Origin of the sequence: Microbacterium paraoxydans, from assembly GCF_900105335.1 — a bacterium.
In the GTDB taxonomy this organism is placed as follows: Bacteria; Actinomycetota; Actinomycetes; order Actinomycetales; family Microbacteriaceae; genus Microbacterium; species Microbacterium paraoxydans.
In genome coordinates this window covers 1,742,541-1,758,682 of the sequence record NZ_LT629770.1, presented here as the reverse complement: position 1 = coordinate 1,758,682, position 16,142 = coordinate 1,742,541, and the positions used below count along the sequence as shown (strand labels likewise).

General features: G+C 70.9%; 11 protein-coding genes. 4 read left to right on the top strand and 7 right to left on the bottom strand.

Annotation, left to right across the window (positions count from 1 at the left end; genetic code table 11):
- Genes BLU02_RS08785 through BLU02_RS08770 form a run of 4 tightly spaced genes read right to left on the bottom strand, consistent with a single transcriptional unit; the run spans position 1 to position 6,369 of the window.
- Positions 1-3,213 carry a GH92 family glycosyl hydrolase gene (locus tag BLU02_RS08785; protein ID WP_060922288.1) on the bottom strand — a complete coding sequence of 1,071 codons (3,213 nt, stop codon included), beginning with the start codon at positions 3,211-3,213 and terminating at the stop codon, positions 1-3.
- A complete protein-coding gene (locus BLU02_RS08780; protein ID WP_060922287.1) occupies positions 3,210-4,142 on the bottom strand; it encodes a carbohydrate ABC transporter permease in 933 nt (310 codons plus the stop codon). Before BLU02_RS08780 ends, BLU02_RS08785 begins: the two co-directional genes overlap by 4 nt.
- Positions 4,139-5,026, bottom strand: coding sequence for a carbohydrate ABC transporter permease (locus tag BLU02_RS08775; protein ID WP_060922295.1), 888 nt, complete (start codon positions 5,024-5,026; stop codon positions 4,139-4,141). The genes BLU02_RS08780 and BLU02_RS08775 overlap by 4 nt, the downstream gene beginning before the upstream one ends.
- A 41-nt stretch (positions 5,027-5,067) precedes the next feature.
- Positions 5,068-6,369 carry an ABC transporter substrate-binding protein gene (locus BLU02_RS08770; protein WP_060922286.1) on the bottom strand — a complete coding sequence of 434 codons (1,302 nt, stop codon included), beginning with the start codon at positions 6,367-6,369 and terminating at the stop codon, positions 5,068-5,070.
- A 178-nt stretch (positions 6,370-6,547) separates the two neighbouring features.
- Between BLU02_RS08770 and BLU02_RS08765 the strand changes: the two genes are divergently transcribed.
- A complete protein-coding gene (locus tag BLU02_RS08765; RefSeq protein WP_060922285.1) occupies positions 6,548-7,852 on the top strand; it encodes a glycoside hydrolase 5 family protein in 1,305 nt (434 codons plus the stop codon).
- 78 nt (positions 7,853-7,930) lie between these two features.
- On the opposite strand, the gene BLU02_RS08760 is transcribed toward BLU02_RS08765, so the two are convergent.
- Positions 7,931-8,956 (bottom strand): LacI family DNA-binding transcriptional regulator, encoded by a 1,026-nt coding sequence (locus BLU02_RS08760; protein WP_060922284.1) that lies wholly within the window; start codon positions 8,954-8,956, stop codon positions 7,931-7,933.
- Between the two features lie 134 nt (positions 8,957-9,090).
- Between BLU02_RS08760 and BLU02_RS08755 the strand changes: the two genes are divergently transcribed.
- Positions 9,091-12,105 (top strand): alpha-mannosidase, encoded by a 3,015-nt coding sequence (locus BLU02_RS08755; RefSeq protein ID WP_060922283.1) that lies wholly within the window; start codon positions 9,091-9,093, stop codon positions 12,103-12,105.
- A 77-nt stretch (positions 12,106-12,182) separates the two neighbouring features.
- Here the strand turns inward: BLU02_RS08755 and BLU02_RS08750 are convergent, their stop codons facing one another.
- Both BLU02_RS08750 and BLU02_RS08745 read right to left on the bottom strand, forming a co-directional pair.
- Positions 12,183-12,950 (bottom strand): hypothetical protein, encoded by a 768-nt coding sequence (locus BLU02_RS08750; RefSeq protein ID WP_157547035.1) that lies wholly within the window; start codon positions 12,948-12,950, stop codon positions 12,183-12,185.
- 18 nt (positions 12,951-12,968) lie between these two features.
- The gene (locus BLU02_RS08745; protein ID WP_025102630.1) at positions 12,969-13,556 is read right to left on the bottom strand and encodes a hypothetical protein; all 588 of its coding nucleotides are present in this window, start codon (positions 13,554-13,556) and stop codon (positions 12,969-12,971) included.
- 121 nt (positions 13,557-13,677) lie between these two features.
- On the opposite strand from BLU02_RS08745, the gene BLU02_RS08740 reads away from it, so the two are divergent.
- A complete protein-coding gene (locus BLU02_RS08740; RefSeq protein ID WP_060922294.1) occupies positions 13,678-14,907 on the top strand; it encodes a glycosyltransferase in 1,230 nt (409 codons plus the stop codon).
- Between the two features lie 5 nt (positions 14,908-14,912).
- Complete coding sequence (locus BLU02_RS08735; protein WP_083371077.1) at positions 14,913-16,139, top strand: glycosyltransferase; 1,227 nt, start codon at positions 14,913-14,915, stop codon at positions 16,137-16,139.
- Positions 16,140-16,142 lie beyond the last annotated feature (3 nt).

Genomic DNA, 16,142 nt, shown 5'->3' with positions numbered 1-16,142 from the left:
TCAGTCCAGATCGAAGAGCTCGATCTGACGGAGCGTGACCTCGGCGTCCGCGCGGATGCGGACGGCCGAGGTCACGACCCGCGTCTCCAGAGCGAACGGCGTCGTGCGATCGGGCGCCAGCCCTTCGAGGTGCGTCGTGGTGAGCGGGTGCCAGCGACCGTCGGCCCCCTCCACCTCCCCGCGCAGCACACCGGCCGCGACGGGCCCGCGGCTCGTGACGGTGATGTCGGTGAGTCCGCGGGGTGAGGGGAATCGCCAGCCCACCCACGAGCCTTCCGGCAGCCTGACGCCTTCGTCACCCTGCGGGTCGCCGTCGTCGAACAGGCGCCGCGCCTCGCGGACATCCGCGGAGGCGACGGCCTCTCCCTCTCCGCCCGTGAGGTCGCGGTGCCACGGCTCCGCGTCGAGCGCGTCCTCCCCGCTCTCCAACGCGCGCGCCGGGTCCGTGCCGAACACGAGCTCGAGCACCGTATCTCGCTGGAGTGCGTCGATCGGGAGGTCGGCGGTGGGCAGCCGGCGTCCGTCCAGGCGTGCTTCCTCCAGCACGTGGGCTTCGGGGGAGCTCCGTCGCGAGCGGATGCGCAGCGACGAGCCGTCTCCGCGCGCGACCCGGATGTCGTCCGAGAGCGGCGACCCGATCCGCAGAGACCCCGCAGCGAGCTCCAGGGGATACAGGCCGAGCGCAGCCCAGAGCCACCAAGCGCTCATCTCTCCGTTGTCCTCGTCGCCCGGGAAGCCCTGGCCGATGTGCGCACCGGCGAAGAGGCGGCGCGCGAGGCCGTGCACGAGGCCCGCGCTGTGCCACGGCCGGTCGCTGAAGGCGTACATGAAGGGGATGTGGTGGGCCGGCTGGTTCGACAGGGCGCACATGCCCGACCGCTGGGCGCGGGCTTCGCGCTGCTCGTGGATGACCGTGCCGTACGCACCGCCGAAGCGCTCGTCGGCGGTCTCCGGCTCCGCGAAGAGGGCGTCGAGGTGCCGGCCGAGTCCGGTCCGCCCGCCGTGCAGCGCCGCGAGTCCCGGCCCGTCGTGCACCATGCCGACCGACATGCCCCAGGCGTTCGTCTCGACGTTGTCGCCACCCCAGACCCGAGGATCGAAATCCGGCGCGAACGACCCGTCCGCCGCGCGACCGCGGAAGAATTTGGACGCCGGGTCGAAGAGCACGCGCGCCGCGCGGGAGCGATTCGCGAAGTACCGCGCGAAGGCCCGATAGCGCGCGGCCTGGTCCGCCGCCGCTGATGCCGCGAGTCGGGCGGCGAACCGGCCGAGGGCGGCGTCGCTCACGGCGTTCTCGATGCTCCAGCTCATCCCCTCCGGCACGTCGGACGGGATGAAGCCGAGGAAGCGCCCGCGGCCGATGCCCTTGCGACCCCGTCGCGGATCGGGTCCCGGCTCGCACGCGTGGCGCCACCCGCTCTCGAACGCCGCCTCCCGGTCGAAGGGCACGTCCCAGCGTTCCGCGTCGGCGAAGATCTGGTCGCTCGAGGTGCCGACCATGCTGTCGACGTACCCGGGGGCGCTCCAGCGGGCCATCCAGCCGCCGCGGCGATACTGGGCGAGCTGCCCGTCCAGCAGGCGCCCGGCCAGCGCGGGGTCGAGGAGTGCGAGCGCGGGCCACTCGGTGCGGTACGTGTCCCAGTAGCCGTTGTTGACGACGAGCTCGCCCTCCACGACCGGCGCCCCCGTTGCCGACTCGCCGAAGGCGGTCCGCGCGGCGAACACGTCGGCGAAGCGCCACTCCGGCGCGTCCGCGGTGCCCGCGTTCTCCGCCGCCGTGTTCGGATACAGGTGCATCCGGTGGAGTGCGGCGGCGATCCGGGCGCGCTGCTCCTCGTCGGCCAGGCCGCGGAACGGGCGCTCGGCCTCGGGGAGCGGGGGGATCGTCACGCGCCCGAGCAGGCGGTTCCACGCGGTGGCCGCGCGGGCGCGGAGCTCGTCGAAGGGGGCGGCGGGAGGGGCCTCGAGGGCGAGGCTGTGCCGAGCCTGCGCGACGGAGAGGAACGAGACCCCGACCCGCACCTCGACGGCGCCCCCGGCGCGGACGAAGCCCGCGACCCTGGCACGCCCGTCGTCGTCCAGGGCGCCCTTCGCGACGTCCGATGCGCTGTGCACGGTCCCGGCGAAGTAGCAGCGCGGCGCGTTCCCCCAGCCCTCAGGCCCCTCGGGGATCCAGCCCTCGAAGCCGGCGTCCGTGAAGGTGAGTCGGCCGTCGTCCGTGAGCTGGTCGATCACGAACCCCACGGCGGCGTGCGGGTCCTCGCACCGCACGCGGAACGCCGCGGCGTGCGAGGTCGCGGTCATCTCGACCTGCAGCCCATCGCCGAGGTCCGCGGCGTACTCGTGCGGGCGGGCGCGCTCGCTCTCGGGGACGATCCAGCGACGCCGGGCCGCCCTGTCCGACGTCGGCGTCCCCCGGAACGGCATGAACTGGAGCACCGCGCGATCGCCGATCCACGGGCTGGGCTGGTGCGAGAACTGCAGGGCTTCGAGACGCCGTCCCTGCGGATCGTCGTGCACGAACGGACGATAGGGCCAGCGCGGGTCCGCCGCGTCGGTCGCGGGCGTGACGAAGGTGAAGCCGTGGGGCACGGCGACCGCTGGGATCGTGTTCCCGCGGGAGAAGCGGGAGCCGGAGTGGGAGCCGCGCCGGGTGTCGACCCGCTCGACGGGTGGGAGATCGTCGGGGGCAGGGCGCTCCTCGACGCGGACCTGGACGAAGCCGCTGACCTCGGCGGGCACATCCGGCGTGCTCGCCAGCTCGGCCGTGCCGAGGACGAGCTCGACCGTGCCCGTCCCGGTGCCCCTCCCGACGGCGAGGGGCGCGAGGGCGACGCTGTCGGCGTTCCACTGCTCGGGCATGCTCCACCGGGCGGCGAACTGCCCCTCGGCCGTGAGCGGGAAGTCGTAGCGGTCGCGGACGGCGGTGATGTCGCTCAGCCGGCTGCCGTCGGGGGTCCGCACGTCGACGGCGACCGCGAGCCCGGCCCACGGCGCGAGGGTCGCCGCAGGGCCGTCGGCGTAGAACGCCCAGTGCAGCACGGTGTCCGGGGTGAGGACGATGCCGTCGAGGCCGGGGACGTCGATCCGCTGCGCCCCGCGGGAGGGGTCGAACGTGTACGCGAAGATGACTCCGGGGAGCACTCCGGCGTGCGGGCGCGACGACGGAGGATCCGCGGGACCGGAGGCCGGGCGGAGCAGCGGCGCGTTCACCCCTTCAGCGCACCCTCCTGCACGCCCTTGAAGAAGAAGCGCTGCGTGAACGAGAACATGATCACGATGGGCACGAGCGCGATCATGGTGCCGGCGGCGATGAGTCGCGGATCGACCGAGAAGCTGCTGTTGAGGTAGGCCATGCCCACGGTCAGGGTGTACTTCGCCGGGTCGGACAGCACGATGAGCGGCCAGAGGTAGTCGTCCCACGCGCCGATGAAGGCGAAGATCGCCACCACCGAGACCATGCCGCGGATGTTCGGCCACACGATGTGCCGGATGCGCTGCCACGTGGTCGCACCGTCGACGGTGGCCGCGTCGAGCACGTCCTTCGGGATCATGCGGCACGCGGTGGCGACGAGCAGCACGTTCATGGCGCTGATCGCTCCCGGGAGGAACACGCCCCACAGGGTATCGGCGAGCCCGAGCGCGCGGATGGTGAGGAAGTTGCTGGTGACCGTGACCTCGCCGGGGAACAGCAGCGTGGACAGCAGGATGCCCATGACGATCCACTTCCCGCGGAAGCGCATGCAGCCCAGGGCGTAGCCGGCGAACGTGGCCAGGATCACGTTGCTGAGCACGGTGCCGAGCGAGACGAGCAGCGAGTGCCAGGCGTAGAGGTAGACGGGGACGATGTCGGCGACCCTCGTGTAGTTCTGCAGCGTCGGATCGCGGGGGATGAGCTCGGGTGGGAAGGAGTAGATGTTCTCCTGCGGTCCCTTGAACGACGTGGAGAGCTGCCAGACGAAGGGGCCGATGACGAGGAAGAGGACGAACAGCAGCAGCGCGTATCGGCCGATGAGTCCGCCGAGCGTGGGCTTGCTGAAGTCTCCGGAGCCGCGGCGGCGGAAGATGCGTTCGCGGCCGGGCCGCGGTGCCTCCTCCACGGGCGGAGTGCTCTCCACCGGGGGCGTCGTCAGAGTCGTCATGCGGAGACCTTCGCCTTCTTCTCGCGGTTCATGAACGCGATCGCCGCGAGCGGCACGAGCGTGAGGAGGAACAGCGCCACGCTGATCGCGGATGCGTAGCCGATGTTGCCGTTCAGGCCCGAGCCCACCTGGCGGATGAGCATCACGAGCGACATGTCGTAGCCGCCGGGGCCGCCCGTGCTCTTGGAGAGCACGTCGAGCTCGGCGAACACGCGCATGGCGGACACCGCGATCAGCACCGCGATGAGGAGCATCGCCCCGCGCACGGACGGGATCGTGACGGAGAGGAAGCGGCGGAAGGAGCTCGCACCGTCGAGCATCGCGGCCTCGTGCAGTTCCTTGCCCACGTTCCCCAGGGCGGCGAGGTACACCACCATGTAGTACCCGAGTCCTTTCCACACCGTGAGCAGGATCGCGCAGCCGAGCAGCAGCCAGCGGTCGACGAGGAAGGCCATCGGCTGATCGATGAGGCCGAGGAACTCCAGTGTCTGGTTGATGATGCCCCGGCTGTCGAACAGCCAGGTCCAGATGAGGGCGACGACGACGACCGAGGCGATGACGGGGAAGTAGAACGTGGTGCGGAAGAACGAGATGCCGGGGAGCTTCTTCTGCACGAGGAGGGCGAGGAGCAGCGGGAGGACCGTGAGCAGCGGCACGCACACGACCACGTAGATGAGGCAGGTGGTCAGCGCGTTCCAGAACATCTCGTCGCCGAACATGCGCTCGTAGTTCGCGCCGCCGACGAACTCCGGGGTCCGCAGGGGGCGGGCGTCCGTGAAGCTGAGGACGACGGTGTTCAGGAACGGCCAGAGCGCGAACACCAGCACCCAGATCACGGCGGGGGCGAGGAGCAGCCACGGGGTGAACCACTTGTGGGATCTCATCGTCGACCTCCGCTTCCGGGTGCCGGTGTCCGCGCGCATGCTCACTGGTCCACGCGGTTCGCGTTGGCGTACTCGACGATCTTGTCGAGCTGCGTCTTGGCGTCGGCCTCGCCGTTCACGGCGAGAGCGATCTGCTGGGTCATGTAGGTGGCCATGTCCGAGGTCCACTGGAACGGCAGCGCCTTGGCGTCCTTCATCGCGCCGAACACGGTGTCGATCGCGGCGAGCTGCTTCTCGTCCGTGACCGAGGAGGCGATGTTCTCGACGACCTGGTCGCCGCCGTCGGCCGTGCCCGGGGCAGTGCCGACCGCGAGGGAGGAGAACGCGACCTGGTTCTCCTCGTTCGTCGCGAACTCGGCGAACGCGAGGGCCGCTTCCTTGTTGTCGGAGTCGGCGGAGACGTTGAGGCCCTGCACGTAGAGCGGGGCGACACCGAGGCGCGGGGTGGCGACGGTGTTCTCCAGCAGTGCCGGGGCGTCCTTCTGCAGATCGGTCGTGAAGCCGGTGCCGCCGGTCGTGAAGGCGACCTTCTCCTGGATGTACGCCTCCGCGTTCCCGCCGTAGTCACCGGTCAGTGCCTCCGCGGGCATCGCGCCCGCCGCGTAGGCGTCGGCGTACTGCTCGATGATCGCGGCGGCCTCGTCGGTGTTGAAGTCGAACTCGCCCTCCTCGTTGATGACCTCCATGCCGGCGGCGGTGAAGGTGTCGAGCGCCGGGATCGAGGAGAGGAGCTGGACCTTGCCGCCGGACTCCGTGGCGACGTCCTTCGCGAGTGTGAGCAGCTCGTCGACCGTCGTCGGGAGGTTCTCCTCGGTGACGCCGTACGGGGCGAGCTGGGCGAGGTTCCACCAGGACGCGTCACTGGAGAGGTACCAGGGCAGGCCGTAGGTGCCCTCGACGCCGGGGTACTGGCTGTACGCGTCCCAGGCCCCGGCGTTGTACGCCGCCTTCAGGTCCGGATCCGCGGTGTCCAGATCGACGAGCTTCCCCGCCGCGACGAGGGGGTAGGCGATGTCCGGCGGCAGGTTGAGCACGTCGGGCAGCGTGTCGGCGTTCGCCTGGCTCAGGATCTTCTCCTGGTAGCCGTCGCCGGGCTGGTCGAGCCACTCGACGGTCACGTCCGGGTGCTCTTCCTCGAAGGCGGCGATGAGGTCTTCGAAGTACGGCGTGAACTTCTCGTTCTTCAGCGACCAGGTCTGGAACTGGATGGTTCCGCTGAGCTCGCCGGAGGTGTCGATGGGGCCGGCGTCGTCGGAGGCGGCGCCCCCTCCGGTGCAGCTCACGAGCGCCAGGGCGCCGATCGTGAAGGTTGCCAGAGCGACAATGCGTGCGGGAACTTTCATCGTGCTTCTTCCTCGAGGCGGGCGATTCGGCGTGGTCCGACGAAGGGACTACAGCGCTTTAGCAGATGAAACCATCCGATCCGGCCGGTGTCAAGGCGTGGCCTATCGAGGCTGATGCTCAAGCGTTATAGTGGTGCGACATGTCCTCGCGGGAGGGCACGGTCCGAAAGGTGCACACATGACGCAGCGCGGCGCTCTCGACGCCCCACTTCGCTTCGGGGCGAACTACACGCCGTCGACGGACTGGATGCACTCCTGGCTCGACTTCACCCCGGACGACGTGCGTCGCGACTTCGCGGCCCTCGCCGCACTCGGCCTCGACCACGTGCGCGTGTTCCCGCTCTGGACCGTCCTGCAGCCCAACCGCACCCTCATCCGGGCGAAGGCGATCGACGACGTGCGCACCATGGTCGACATCGCCGCCGAGTTCGGCCTGGACGCGAGCGTCGATGTCATCCAGGGGCATCTGTCGAGCTTCGACTTCGTCCCGTCCTGGCTGTACACCTGGCACGACCGGAACATGTTCACCGATCCGAGCGCCCTGGACGGCCAGGCGCAGCTCGTGGAGCGGCTGGCCGGCGCGCTGCGGGACGCCCCGAACTTCCTCGGGCTCACGCTCGGCAACGAGACGAATCAGTTCTCGGCGCACACCCATCCCTCGCCGTGGCCGGTCACGACGGATGAGGCCGGCGGGTGGATCGAGGCCCTGCTCGCCGCCGCGGACCGGGGAGCTCCCGGGCTGCCGCACGTGCACAGCGAGTACGACGCGGTCTGGTACATGGACGATCACGGGTTCACGCCGGCGCATGCCTCCCGGCTCGGCGCGATGACGACCATCCACTCCTGGATCTTCAACGGCACCGCCCAGCGCTACGGCGGGCGCTCGATCGCCGCCGACCGCCACGCGGAGTACCTCATCGAGCTGTCCCGCGCGTTCGCGACGGATCCCGCCCGGCCCATCTGGTTGCAGGAGGTGGGTGCCCCCTCGAACTGTCTCGACGAGAGCGAGATGCCCGGGTTCCTCGAGGCCACCGTGCGCTCGGCTCTCCGCACCGAGAACCTCTGGGGTGTGACCTGGTGGTGTTCGCACGACGTGAGCCGGGAGCTCGCCGACTTCCCGGAGCTGGAGTACTCCCTCGGGCTGATCGACCAGGAGGGGGCGGCGAAGCCCCTCGGCCGCCGGTTCGCGGAGCTCATCCCTGAGCTGCGCACCCGCACCGCGGCTCCGGCTCGTCCGACGGCGATCGTGGTGGACGTCGACGAACAGGAGGTGCCGGTGAGCCGGGCGGCCCTGAGCCCCGGCGGCGCGGTCTTCCAGGCCTGGGTCGATGCCTGCGCCGCGGGCGAGGATCCCTCTCTGGTGACCTCCCGCACCGCACAGGATCCCGCGGCGCTGGAGGCACGCAGCATCCACCGTCTCATCCACCCCGCCCCGTCCGCGTCCGACGTGACGCGCTACGCCTCCGTCAACACCGTCGTCTGAGGCCGAGACCCCGGGTTGTCGTCGACACCCCGGGGTGCGTGCGTCGAGAGCCCGGGGTGTGGGCGGGGAGGCGGGGTCTCAGCGGGGTGGTGGCGCGGTGCTCTCGCGAGCGGTGAGCACCGGGGTCGGGCCCTGGACGCTCGGCAGCGTGGTGCCGGCCTCGATCTGCTGCAGCAGAAGCGTGGCGGCCTGCTCGCCGAGCTCGAACGTGTCGCGGGTCATCGCGGTGATCGACGGGTTGATGAGACCCGCGATGACCGAGTCGTCGAACGACGCGAGGGAGACGTCGCGGGGAACCGCCCGGCCCATCTCCTGGGCGACCCGGAGGCCGGCGACGGCCATCACGTCGTTGTCGTACACGATCGCGGTCGGGCGCTGCCGGCCGGAGAGCAGCGCGCGCGTCACGGCGGAGGCGCGGGCGGGGGAGAAGTCGGTCGTGATGACCTCACCGGAGACGCCGTCCGCCGCCATCCGCTCCAGCACCTCGGCGCGCAGACGGGTGTGCTCCAGTTCAGCCGGACCGGCGACGTAGGCGATGCGCGTGTGACCGAGGGCGGCGAGGTAGGAGAACAGGGTCTCCGCGACGGTGTCGTCGCCGATCCACACGCTGGGCACCGCGCCGTCCGGGGAGGGCTTCGAGCCGATCATGACGGCGCGGGCGTCCAGGGCCGTGATGCGCGCGCCGCGCGGGTCGTCGTCGCGCGGGTCGATGAGGATGATGCCGTCGACCTGATTCGACGACCGCCACTGCCGATGCACCTCCATCTCCTCGTCGATGTCGGCGACGAGGCGGAGTTGCAGACCGACCTTGCTCTCGGAGAGCCGGGACTCGATGCCGGCGATGAGGTCGGTGAAGAAGGCCTCGGAGCCGAGGGAGCGCGCCGGGCGGGCGAGGGCGAACCCGACCGCGTTGGCCCGGGCGCCGACGAGGGCGCGCGCGGCGGAGCTCGGCTGCCAGTGGTGCTCCTCGATGATCGAGAGGATGCGCTGCCGCGTCTCCTCGCTCACGCCGGGACGACCGTTGAGGGCGAACGATACGGCGCCGGGGGAGACGCCGGCCATGCGCGCGATATCCGCGATGGTTACGCGTTTCCCCGGGGTCATAGGCATCACCCTACTTGATCGGTTTAGCCTCTCGAAAGCAGCGGAGAACGTGCCGTAGACTCCCGTGCTAGATCGTTTTAGTAACGACACGCATCGAACCCAGTCCCTCACCGTCGAGCCCGGAGAACCCCACCATGCATGACGACACCTCGCTCACCGTCGGCCGCGTCAAGCGGGTCCTCGAAGAGCGCATCCGCCCGGCGATCCACTCGGCCGCGATCCCCCTCACGGTCGAGGCGCACCAGCTCCCCGGAGAGCCCGTCGCCCCGGCGGAGGGCCTGGCGCTCTCGTTCACCCCCGCCGCGGTCGGCGAGCTGTGGGGCCCGGCGTGGGGGACGACGTGGTTCAAGCTCACCGGTCGAGTGCCCGCGGAATGGGCAGGCCGCCGGGTCGAGGCGCTGATCGATCTGGGCTTCGACGTGAACATGACGGGGTTCCAGTGCGAGGCCCTCGCCTACCGGCCGGACGGCACGCCGATCAAGAGCATCAACCCGCGCAACCAGTGGGTCCCGATCGCCGAGACCGCCGCGGGTGACGAGGCCGTCGAGCTCTACCTGGAGGGCGCGTCCAACCCCGTCCTCCTCGACTACCACCCCTTCCTGCCGACGCAGGAGGGCGACATCCTCACCTCCTCGAAGGAGCCGCTGTACCGGCTGCGCCGCCTCGACCTCGCGGTGTTCGAGCCCGAGGTGTTCGATCTGTCCCTCGACCTCGAGGTGCTGTTCGAGCTGCAGGCGGAGCTCCCCGCCACGTCGCCGCGCCGCATGCGCATCCTGCAGGCGCTGGACGACGCGCTCGACGTGCTCGACCTGCAGCACATCGTGGAGACCGCCGCCGACGCGCGGGCCCGGCTCGCGGATGTCCTCGCCGCTCCGGCCGAAGCGAGTGCGCACCGGATCTCGGCCGTCGGCCACGCGCACATCGACTCCGCCTGGCTGTGGCCGGTGCGCGAGACGATCCGCAAGGTCGCGCGCACCACCTCGTCCATGACCACGCTCATCGAGGAGCAGCCCGAGTTCCAGTACGGCATGTCGAGCGCGCAGCAGTACGCCTGGATCAAGGAGCACCGTCCCGAGGTGTGGGAGCGGGTCAAGGCCGCGGTCGCCGCCGGACGCTTCCTGCCGCTGGGCGGCATGTGGGTGGAGTCCGACACCGTCATGCCGACGGGAGAGTCGCTCGTGCGGCAGTTCTCGCACGGGCAGCGCTTCTTCGAGCGCGAGTTCGGCCTCCGGTCGAAGGGCGTATGGCTGCCGGACAGCTTCGGCTACTCGCCGGCCCTTCCGCAGCTGATGCGCCGTGCCGGGTTCGAGTGGTTCTTCACGCAGAAGATCTCGTGGAACCAGCAGAACGTCTTCCCGCACCACTCCTTCCTCTGGGAGGGCATCGACGGCTCGCAGGTGTTCACGCACTTCCCGTCCATGGACACCTACAACTCGCAGCTGAGCGGCATGGAGGTCGCGAAGGCCTCGCGGCAGTTCAAGGAGAACCGCCGCAGCTCGCGGTCGATCGCCCCGGTCGGCTGGGGTGACGGCGGCGGCGGCACGACGCGCGAGATGACGGGCAAGGCCGAGCGGCTGCGCGACCTCGAGGGCAGCGCGCAGGTGGTGTGGGAGCACCCGGACGTGTTCTTCGACGCCGCCAAGGCCGAGCTGCCGAACCCGGCCGTGTGGGTCGGCGAGCTCTACCTCGAGCTGCACCGCGGCACGCTCACGAGCCAGCACGCCACGAAGGCGCTGCACCGGTGGGCCGAGCACGCGCTCGTGGAGGCCGAGCTGTGGGCCGCGACCGACGCCGTGCGCACCGGCGCCGCGTACCCGCAGGCCGAGCTCGACCGGCTCTGGCAGGCCGTGCTGCTGCACGAGTTCCACGACATCCTGCCCGGCACCTCGATCGCGTGGGTGCACCGCGAGGCCGTCGCCGTGCTGTCCGACGTGCTCTCGGATGCGCGCGACATCGCTGACGCCGCGCGCCGGTCGCTCGCCGGCGATGGCGACCGCGAGCTGCTGTTCGAGCCGACGTCGGTCGGTCGGGGGCGCGCACTCGGCGCCTCGTGGGTCCCGGAGCCCGTCGAAGGGCCGGTCTCGCTCGTCGAGGACGCTTCGGCAGGCTCAGCGACCCACCCGGGATGGCGGATCGAGAACGATCTCGTGTCCGTGCTCGTCTCGGGCGAGGGCCTGATCGTCTCCGCCGTCGACAAGGCCACGGGGCGGGAGACGGTCGCCGCAGGCAAGGCCGCGAACCTGTTCCAGCTGCACCAGGACTTCCCGAACATGTGGGACGCGTGGGACATCGACCGCTACTACCGCAACAGCGTCGACGACCTCACGGCGGTCTCGTCGATCGAAGCGTCGCTCGTGGACGGTGTCGCGCAGATCGTCGTCGTGCGTCCGTTCTCGGAGTCGACCATCACGCAGACGATCCTTCTCGCGCCCGGCTCGCGCACGGTGCTGCTTCGCAACGAGGTCGACTGGCACGAGACCGAGAAGCTGCTCAAGCTCGCCTTCCCGCTCGACATCCAGGCGTCGCACACCGAAGCCGAGACGCAGTTCGGCTACCAGGCGCGCGTCACCCACACGAACACGAGCTGGGAGGCGGCGAAGTTCGAGACCTCGATGCACCGCTACGTGCTGGTACGGGAGCAGGACTTCGGTGCGGCTCTCGTGAACGACTCGATCTACGGGTACGACACGACGCGCGAGGTCGGCGAGGACGGCGTCACCACGACCGTGCGGCTCTCCCTGTTGCGGGCGCCGCGCTTCCCCGACCCGGACACGGATCACGGGCTCCACGAGATCGAGGTCGGCCTCGTGATCGGGGCCGACGCCGCGATCGCCACGGCCGAGGGCATCCGCCTCAACAGCACGCCCACGGTGATCCGCGGGGCGCGCGAGGTCGAGCCGCTGGTGGAGGTGTCGGGCGAGGGGATCGTCGTCTCCGCCGTGAAGCTCGCCGACGACGGTTCCGGCGACGTCATCGTGCGGGTGTACGAGGCGCTCGGGCGCCGGGCGGTCGGCGAGCTGTCGGTCGGCTTCGAGCACCGCGAGGTGCGCGAGGTGAGCCTGATCGACGACGAGATCGAGGCGCCCCGCCTCGGCGGCGGGTTCCACCTCCGCCCCTTCGAGGTCCGCACGCTCCGCATCGTCCGCTGAGCCCCTCGCCTCCGCGTCGCCGGGCGCTCCGCGCCGGATCAGAAACGCGCCTCCCCGCCCTTGGGGAGGCGCGTTTCTCATCCCGCCGGGCGGGATCGGTGCGCGTGCTCGACGGTGCGCATCGCCGCGACGCCGTCGACCAGCGCAGGTCGCTGATCGGGGGCGTCGCGGAAGAAGGAGACGACGGAGGCCACTGCTGCCGGGTCAGACCCCAGGTGATGCGCATCGAGGATCACGGGGGCGCGTCCGGCGACCGAGATCGCCAGCTTCGGCCCGTGTGGGCCGACAGGCGTGGTGGTGCCGATCTCCTCCCAGGAGGCTTCGACCCGGGCGGATCTGCGGACTCCGTGCAGGCCCCTCTCGTCGAGTACGAGACCCAGCGGGTGGCCTTGCGCGAGGACTTCCCGACCGAGGCCGACGAGCGAGACGACGGCGAGCACGTACGGGCCCCATTCGAGAAGCCGACCGCCCATCGTCGGAAGGCCCAGGGTGTGAACGAGGAAGGCCGCCGCTGCGGGAAGCAGGCCCGTCACGGGAACGAGCCACGAGGAGATGCGGACGCCCGTGGACGGCGTGAATCGCAGCGGGCCGCTTGCCTCGATTCGGATCAGGCGTTCGCGCAAGGACCGCACCCAGACCCAGAGCGCGACCGCGAGCATCGCGGCGTAGAGAGCGAGTGCGATCAGGATGAGGCGGAAGCCTGGACGGGTATCCATGATCGCCAGCAGCAGGGGCAGCAGAGGAAGGATGCCGACGAGCCCGAGCGCCGCAGACGGGAAGCGGCCGTTCGGGTGGACCGATCGTGAGCCGTCGACGATGCGCGGGGACCGCGCGACAGTGTTCATCGGCATCCGCATCCGGTGTCAGGCGGGCGGGAGGCGGAGGACGTCGGGCGACTCGCCGCCGGTGAGGTCGTCGGCGATGCGGAGGCTGCGGGCCAGCTCGTCCAGCGCGCCGATGAGCGTGCCGAAGCGTTCCCGGTCGCTGCAGACGGCGGTCAGGGTCACCAGGTGCGTACCGGTGTCCCATGTGTAGGTCGCGAAGGGCGGCGCCGAAGGCGAGGGCGGGGTCGGGACCACGAGTTTCTCGCCGACGCCGAGCCGGGTCGGGAAGGAGGTCGTGTCGTCGTACTCCATCGGCATCGACGCGCGGGCGATCCGGATGTCGGGGGTCAGCGCCTGCACCGTCGCCATCGCCACGACGAGGTCCGGCTCCGCCTTCCACGTCCACGCGAGCACCCGGCCGTCGGCCTTCTTCATGAGCATCGGCGCGGCCTGGCTCATCGCCCAGGCTCCGAACCGCGAACCGGGGCGCTCCGTCGCGCCGACCGCGGCGTTCACCTGGCCGAGCAGCATCCGGATCGCGGCCTTGCGATGCCGGCGTCCCCTCCACCCGAGCGAGTCCGTCACGGGGATCCACAGCTGGGGGTCGGCGTCGGCGTGCAGTCGCATGGCTTCACGGTATCGGCCGAGGCTGAAGGATGCCGGTATGGCTCGGCGTCGGGGACAGGGCCCTCGGGTAGAGTTGCCACCGCCCGACCAGGGCTTCTCCTTGGCCGCCACCCCGTTAGGCATCTCTGTGACCTCCTCCGACGATCCGATCGATGCGTCGCGCGACGCCACCGCCGCACAGCCCCGTCCGCTGAAGATCCTCCTCGGCTGCGACACGTTCGCGCCCGACATCAACGGCGCCGCCCGCTTCGCGGAGCGTCTCGCCGCCGGGCTCGTGCAGCGCGGGCACGAGGTGCACGTCGTCGCCCCCAACCAGGCCTACCGTCGCACCGCGCCCCGCACCGAGGTCATCGAGGGGGAGCCGATGACGCTCCACCGCCTGCCCTCCGTGCGCTGGGCCCCGCACGACTGGCTGCGCTTCGTGTGGCCGTGGCGCTCCAAGCACTACGCCCGGAAGGTGCTCGACGCCGTGCAGCCCGACGTCGTGCACATCCAGTCCCACATCGTGATCGGGCGCGGACTCGCGCGCATCGCGAAGCAGCGCGGCATTCCGGTCATCGCGACGAACCACGTCATGGCCGAGAACATCCTCGACCACACGACCATGCCGAAGTTCGTCGACGACCTGGTGCTCAAGTTCGCTTGGGCCGACGCGAAGCGCACCTTCGACCTGACGCGGGCGATCACCACGCCGACGCGTCGGGCCGCCGACTTCCTGGAGAAGACGGTCGAGGTGCGCGGCGTCATCCCGGTGAGCTGCGGCATCGACCGCTCCCAGTACACCCCGGTCATCGCCCCGCGCGAGGAGAACCGGCTCGTGTTCGTGGGCCGGCTGACGGCGGAGAAGCAGGTCGAGGTCATCCTCAAGGCGATGACCAAGCTCGACCCGGCGCTGCACACGACGTTCGACATCGTCGGCGGCGGAGACCAGCGCAAGCAGCTCGAGCACCTGACGGCACAGCTCGGGCTGTCGGACCGGGTCACCTTCCACGGCCGGACCACCGACGAGGAGCTGCGGGCGCTGTTGTCCCGTGCGAGCCTCTTCGTCATCGCGTCGATCGCCGAGCTACAGTCCATCGCGACGATGGAGGCGATGGCATCGGCGTTGCCGATCGTCGCCGCGGACGCCGTCGCCCTGCCGCACCTCGTGCACGACGGCGAGAACGGCCACCTCTTCACGCCGGGAGACGTCGACGACCTCGCCGCGAAGCTCACCGCCGTGCTGACCGCCTCCCCCGGCGAGTACGAGCGGATGCAGAAGGCGTCCCTCGACGGTGTGGCCATCCACGACATCAACCGCACGCTCGACACCTTCGAGGCGCTGTACCGCGACGAGCCGCTGCCCGAGTGACGCGGATGCACGTCGTCTTCTTCGCCGATCAGCACCTCGACTCCCTCGGCGGGGCGCAGGTGTCGATGCGGCTGCAGCGGACGTTCCTGGAGCGCGCCGGGCACACCGTGACAGTCGTCGCGCCCCGTATGCACGCACGGCGCGACGACGCCGCACCATCCGAGGGGAACGTCGACCTTCCGTCGCTGCCGATCACCCTCGATCGGGAGTACGCGATGACCTGGCCGGGGCGGGCGACCGATCGGACTCTCGACCGGGCCATGGCGCACCGCCCGCCCGTCGACCTCGTCCACGTGCAGGCCGACTTCTGGGGCGCCTTCATCGGCCACCGCTTCGCCGCCCGGCACGGAATCCCGGTCGTGCACACGATGCACAACCGCGTCGATGTCGGGCTCGCCGCAGTCACCCCGCTGCACCGGCCCGTGCTCGCCGTGCTCAACCTCTGGCGCCGCGCTGCCCTCCGCGGCATCGGCATGCCGGTCGGCGGCAGCGACGGGTGGTCGTACCTCCGCGGTCTCGCGGCGAGCGCCGCCGCCGTCACGGCCCCGTCAGGGCACTTCGCGCGACGCCTGGAGCAGAACGGCGTCGCCCGCGTCGTCGACGTCGTGTGGAACGGCATCGACGACGACGTCCGTGCGCAGACCCTCGCAGCGGCACCCGCGGAACGGACGCCGGGGCGCCCGCGCTTCGTCTGGCTCGGGCGGATGAGTCCGGAGAAGCGCCTGCTCCCGTTCCTCCAGGCCTGGGTCGACGCGGGCATCGACGCCGAGCTCGAGGTGATCGGCGGCGGCGGACAGCGCGCCGCGGCCGAACGCATCGTCGCGGGGCGTGCGGACGTGCGGTTCGCCGGCCGGCTCTCGTATGCGCAGACGCTGGAGCGGATCGCCGCCGCCGATGCGCTCGTGCAGACGTCCATCGGGTTCGAGACCCAGGGCATGACGCCGTTCGAGGCGGCCACCCTCGGCACGCCCTCCGTCGTGTGCGACCCCGACATCGCCGCGGAGCTCCAGGGCGGGCTCTGGGCGGTGCCGACGACGGATCCGCACGCTCGCGGACGAGCCGTCGAGGCGCAACGGATCGAGGCCCTCGCCGCGACGCTGCGGCAGGCGGCCGCGGACATCGCGGACGGGATCGCGCCGCGGCCGGTGCCCGCCGTGGCGGACGCCTTCCGGCAGTCGTCGCGGACGGCCGCCATGATCGAGGTCTACGAGCGGGTGCTCCCGCGATCCTGAGCG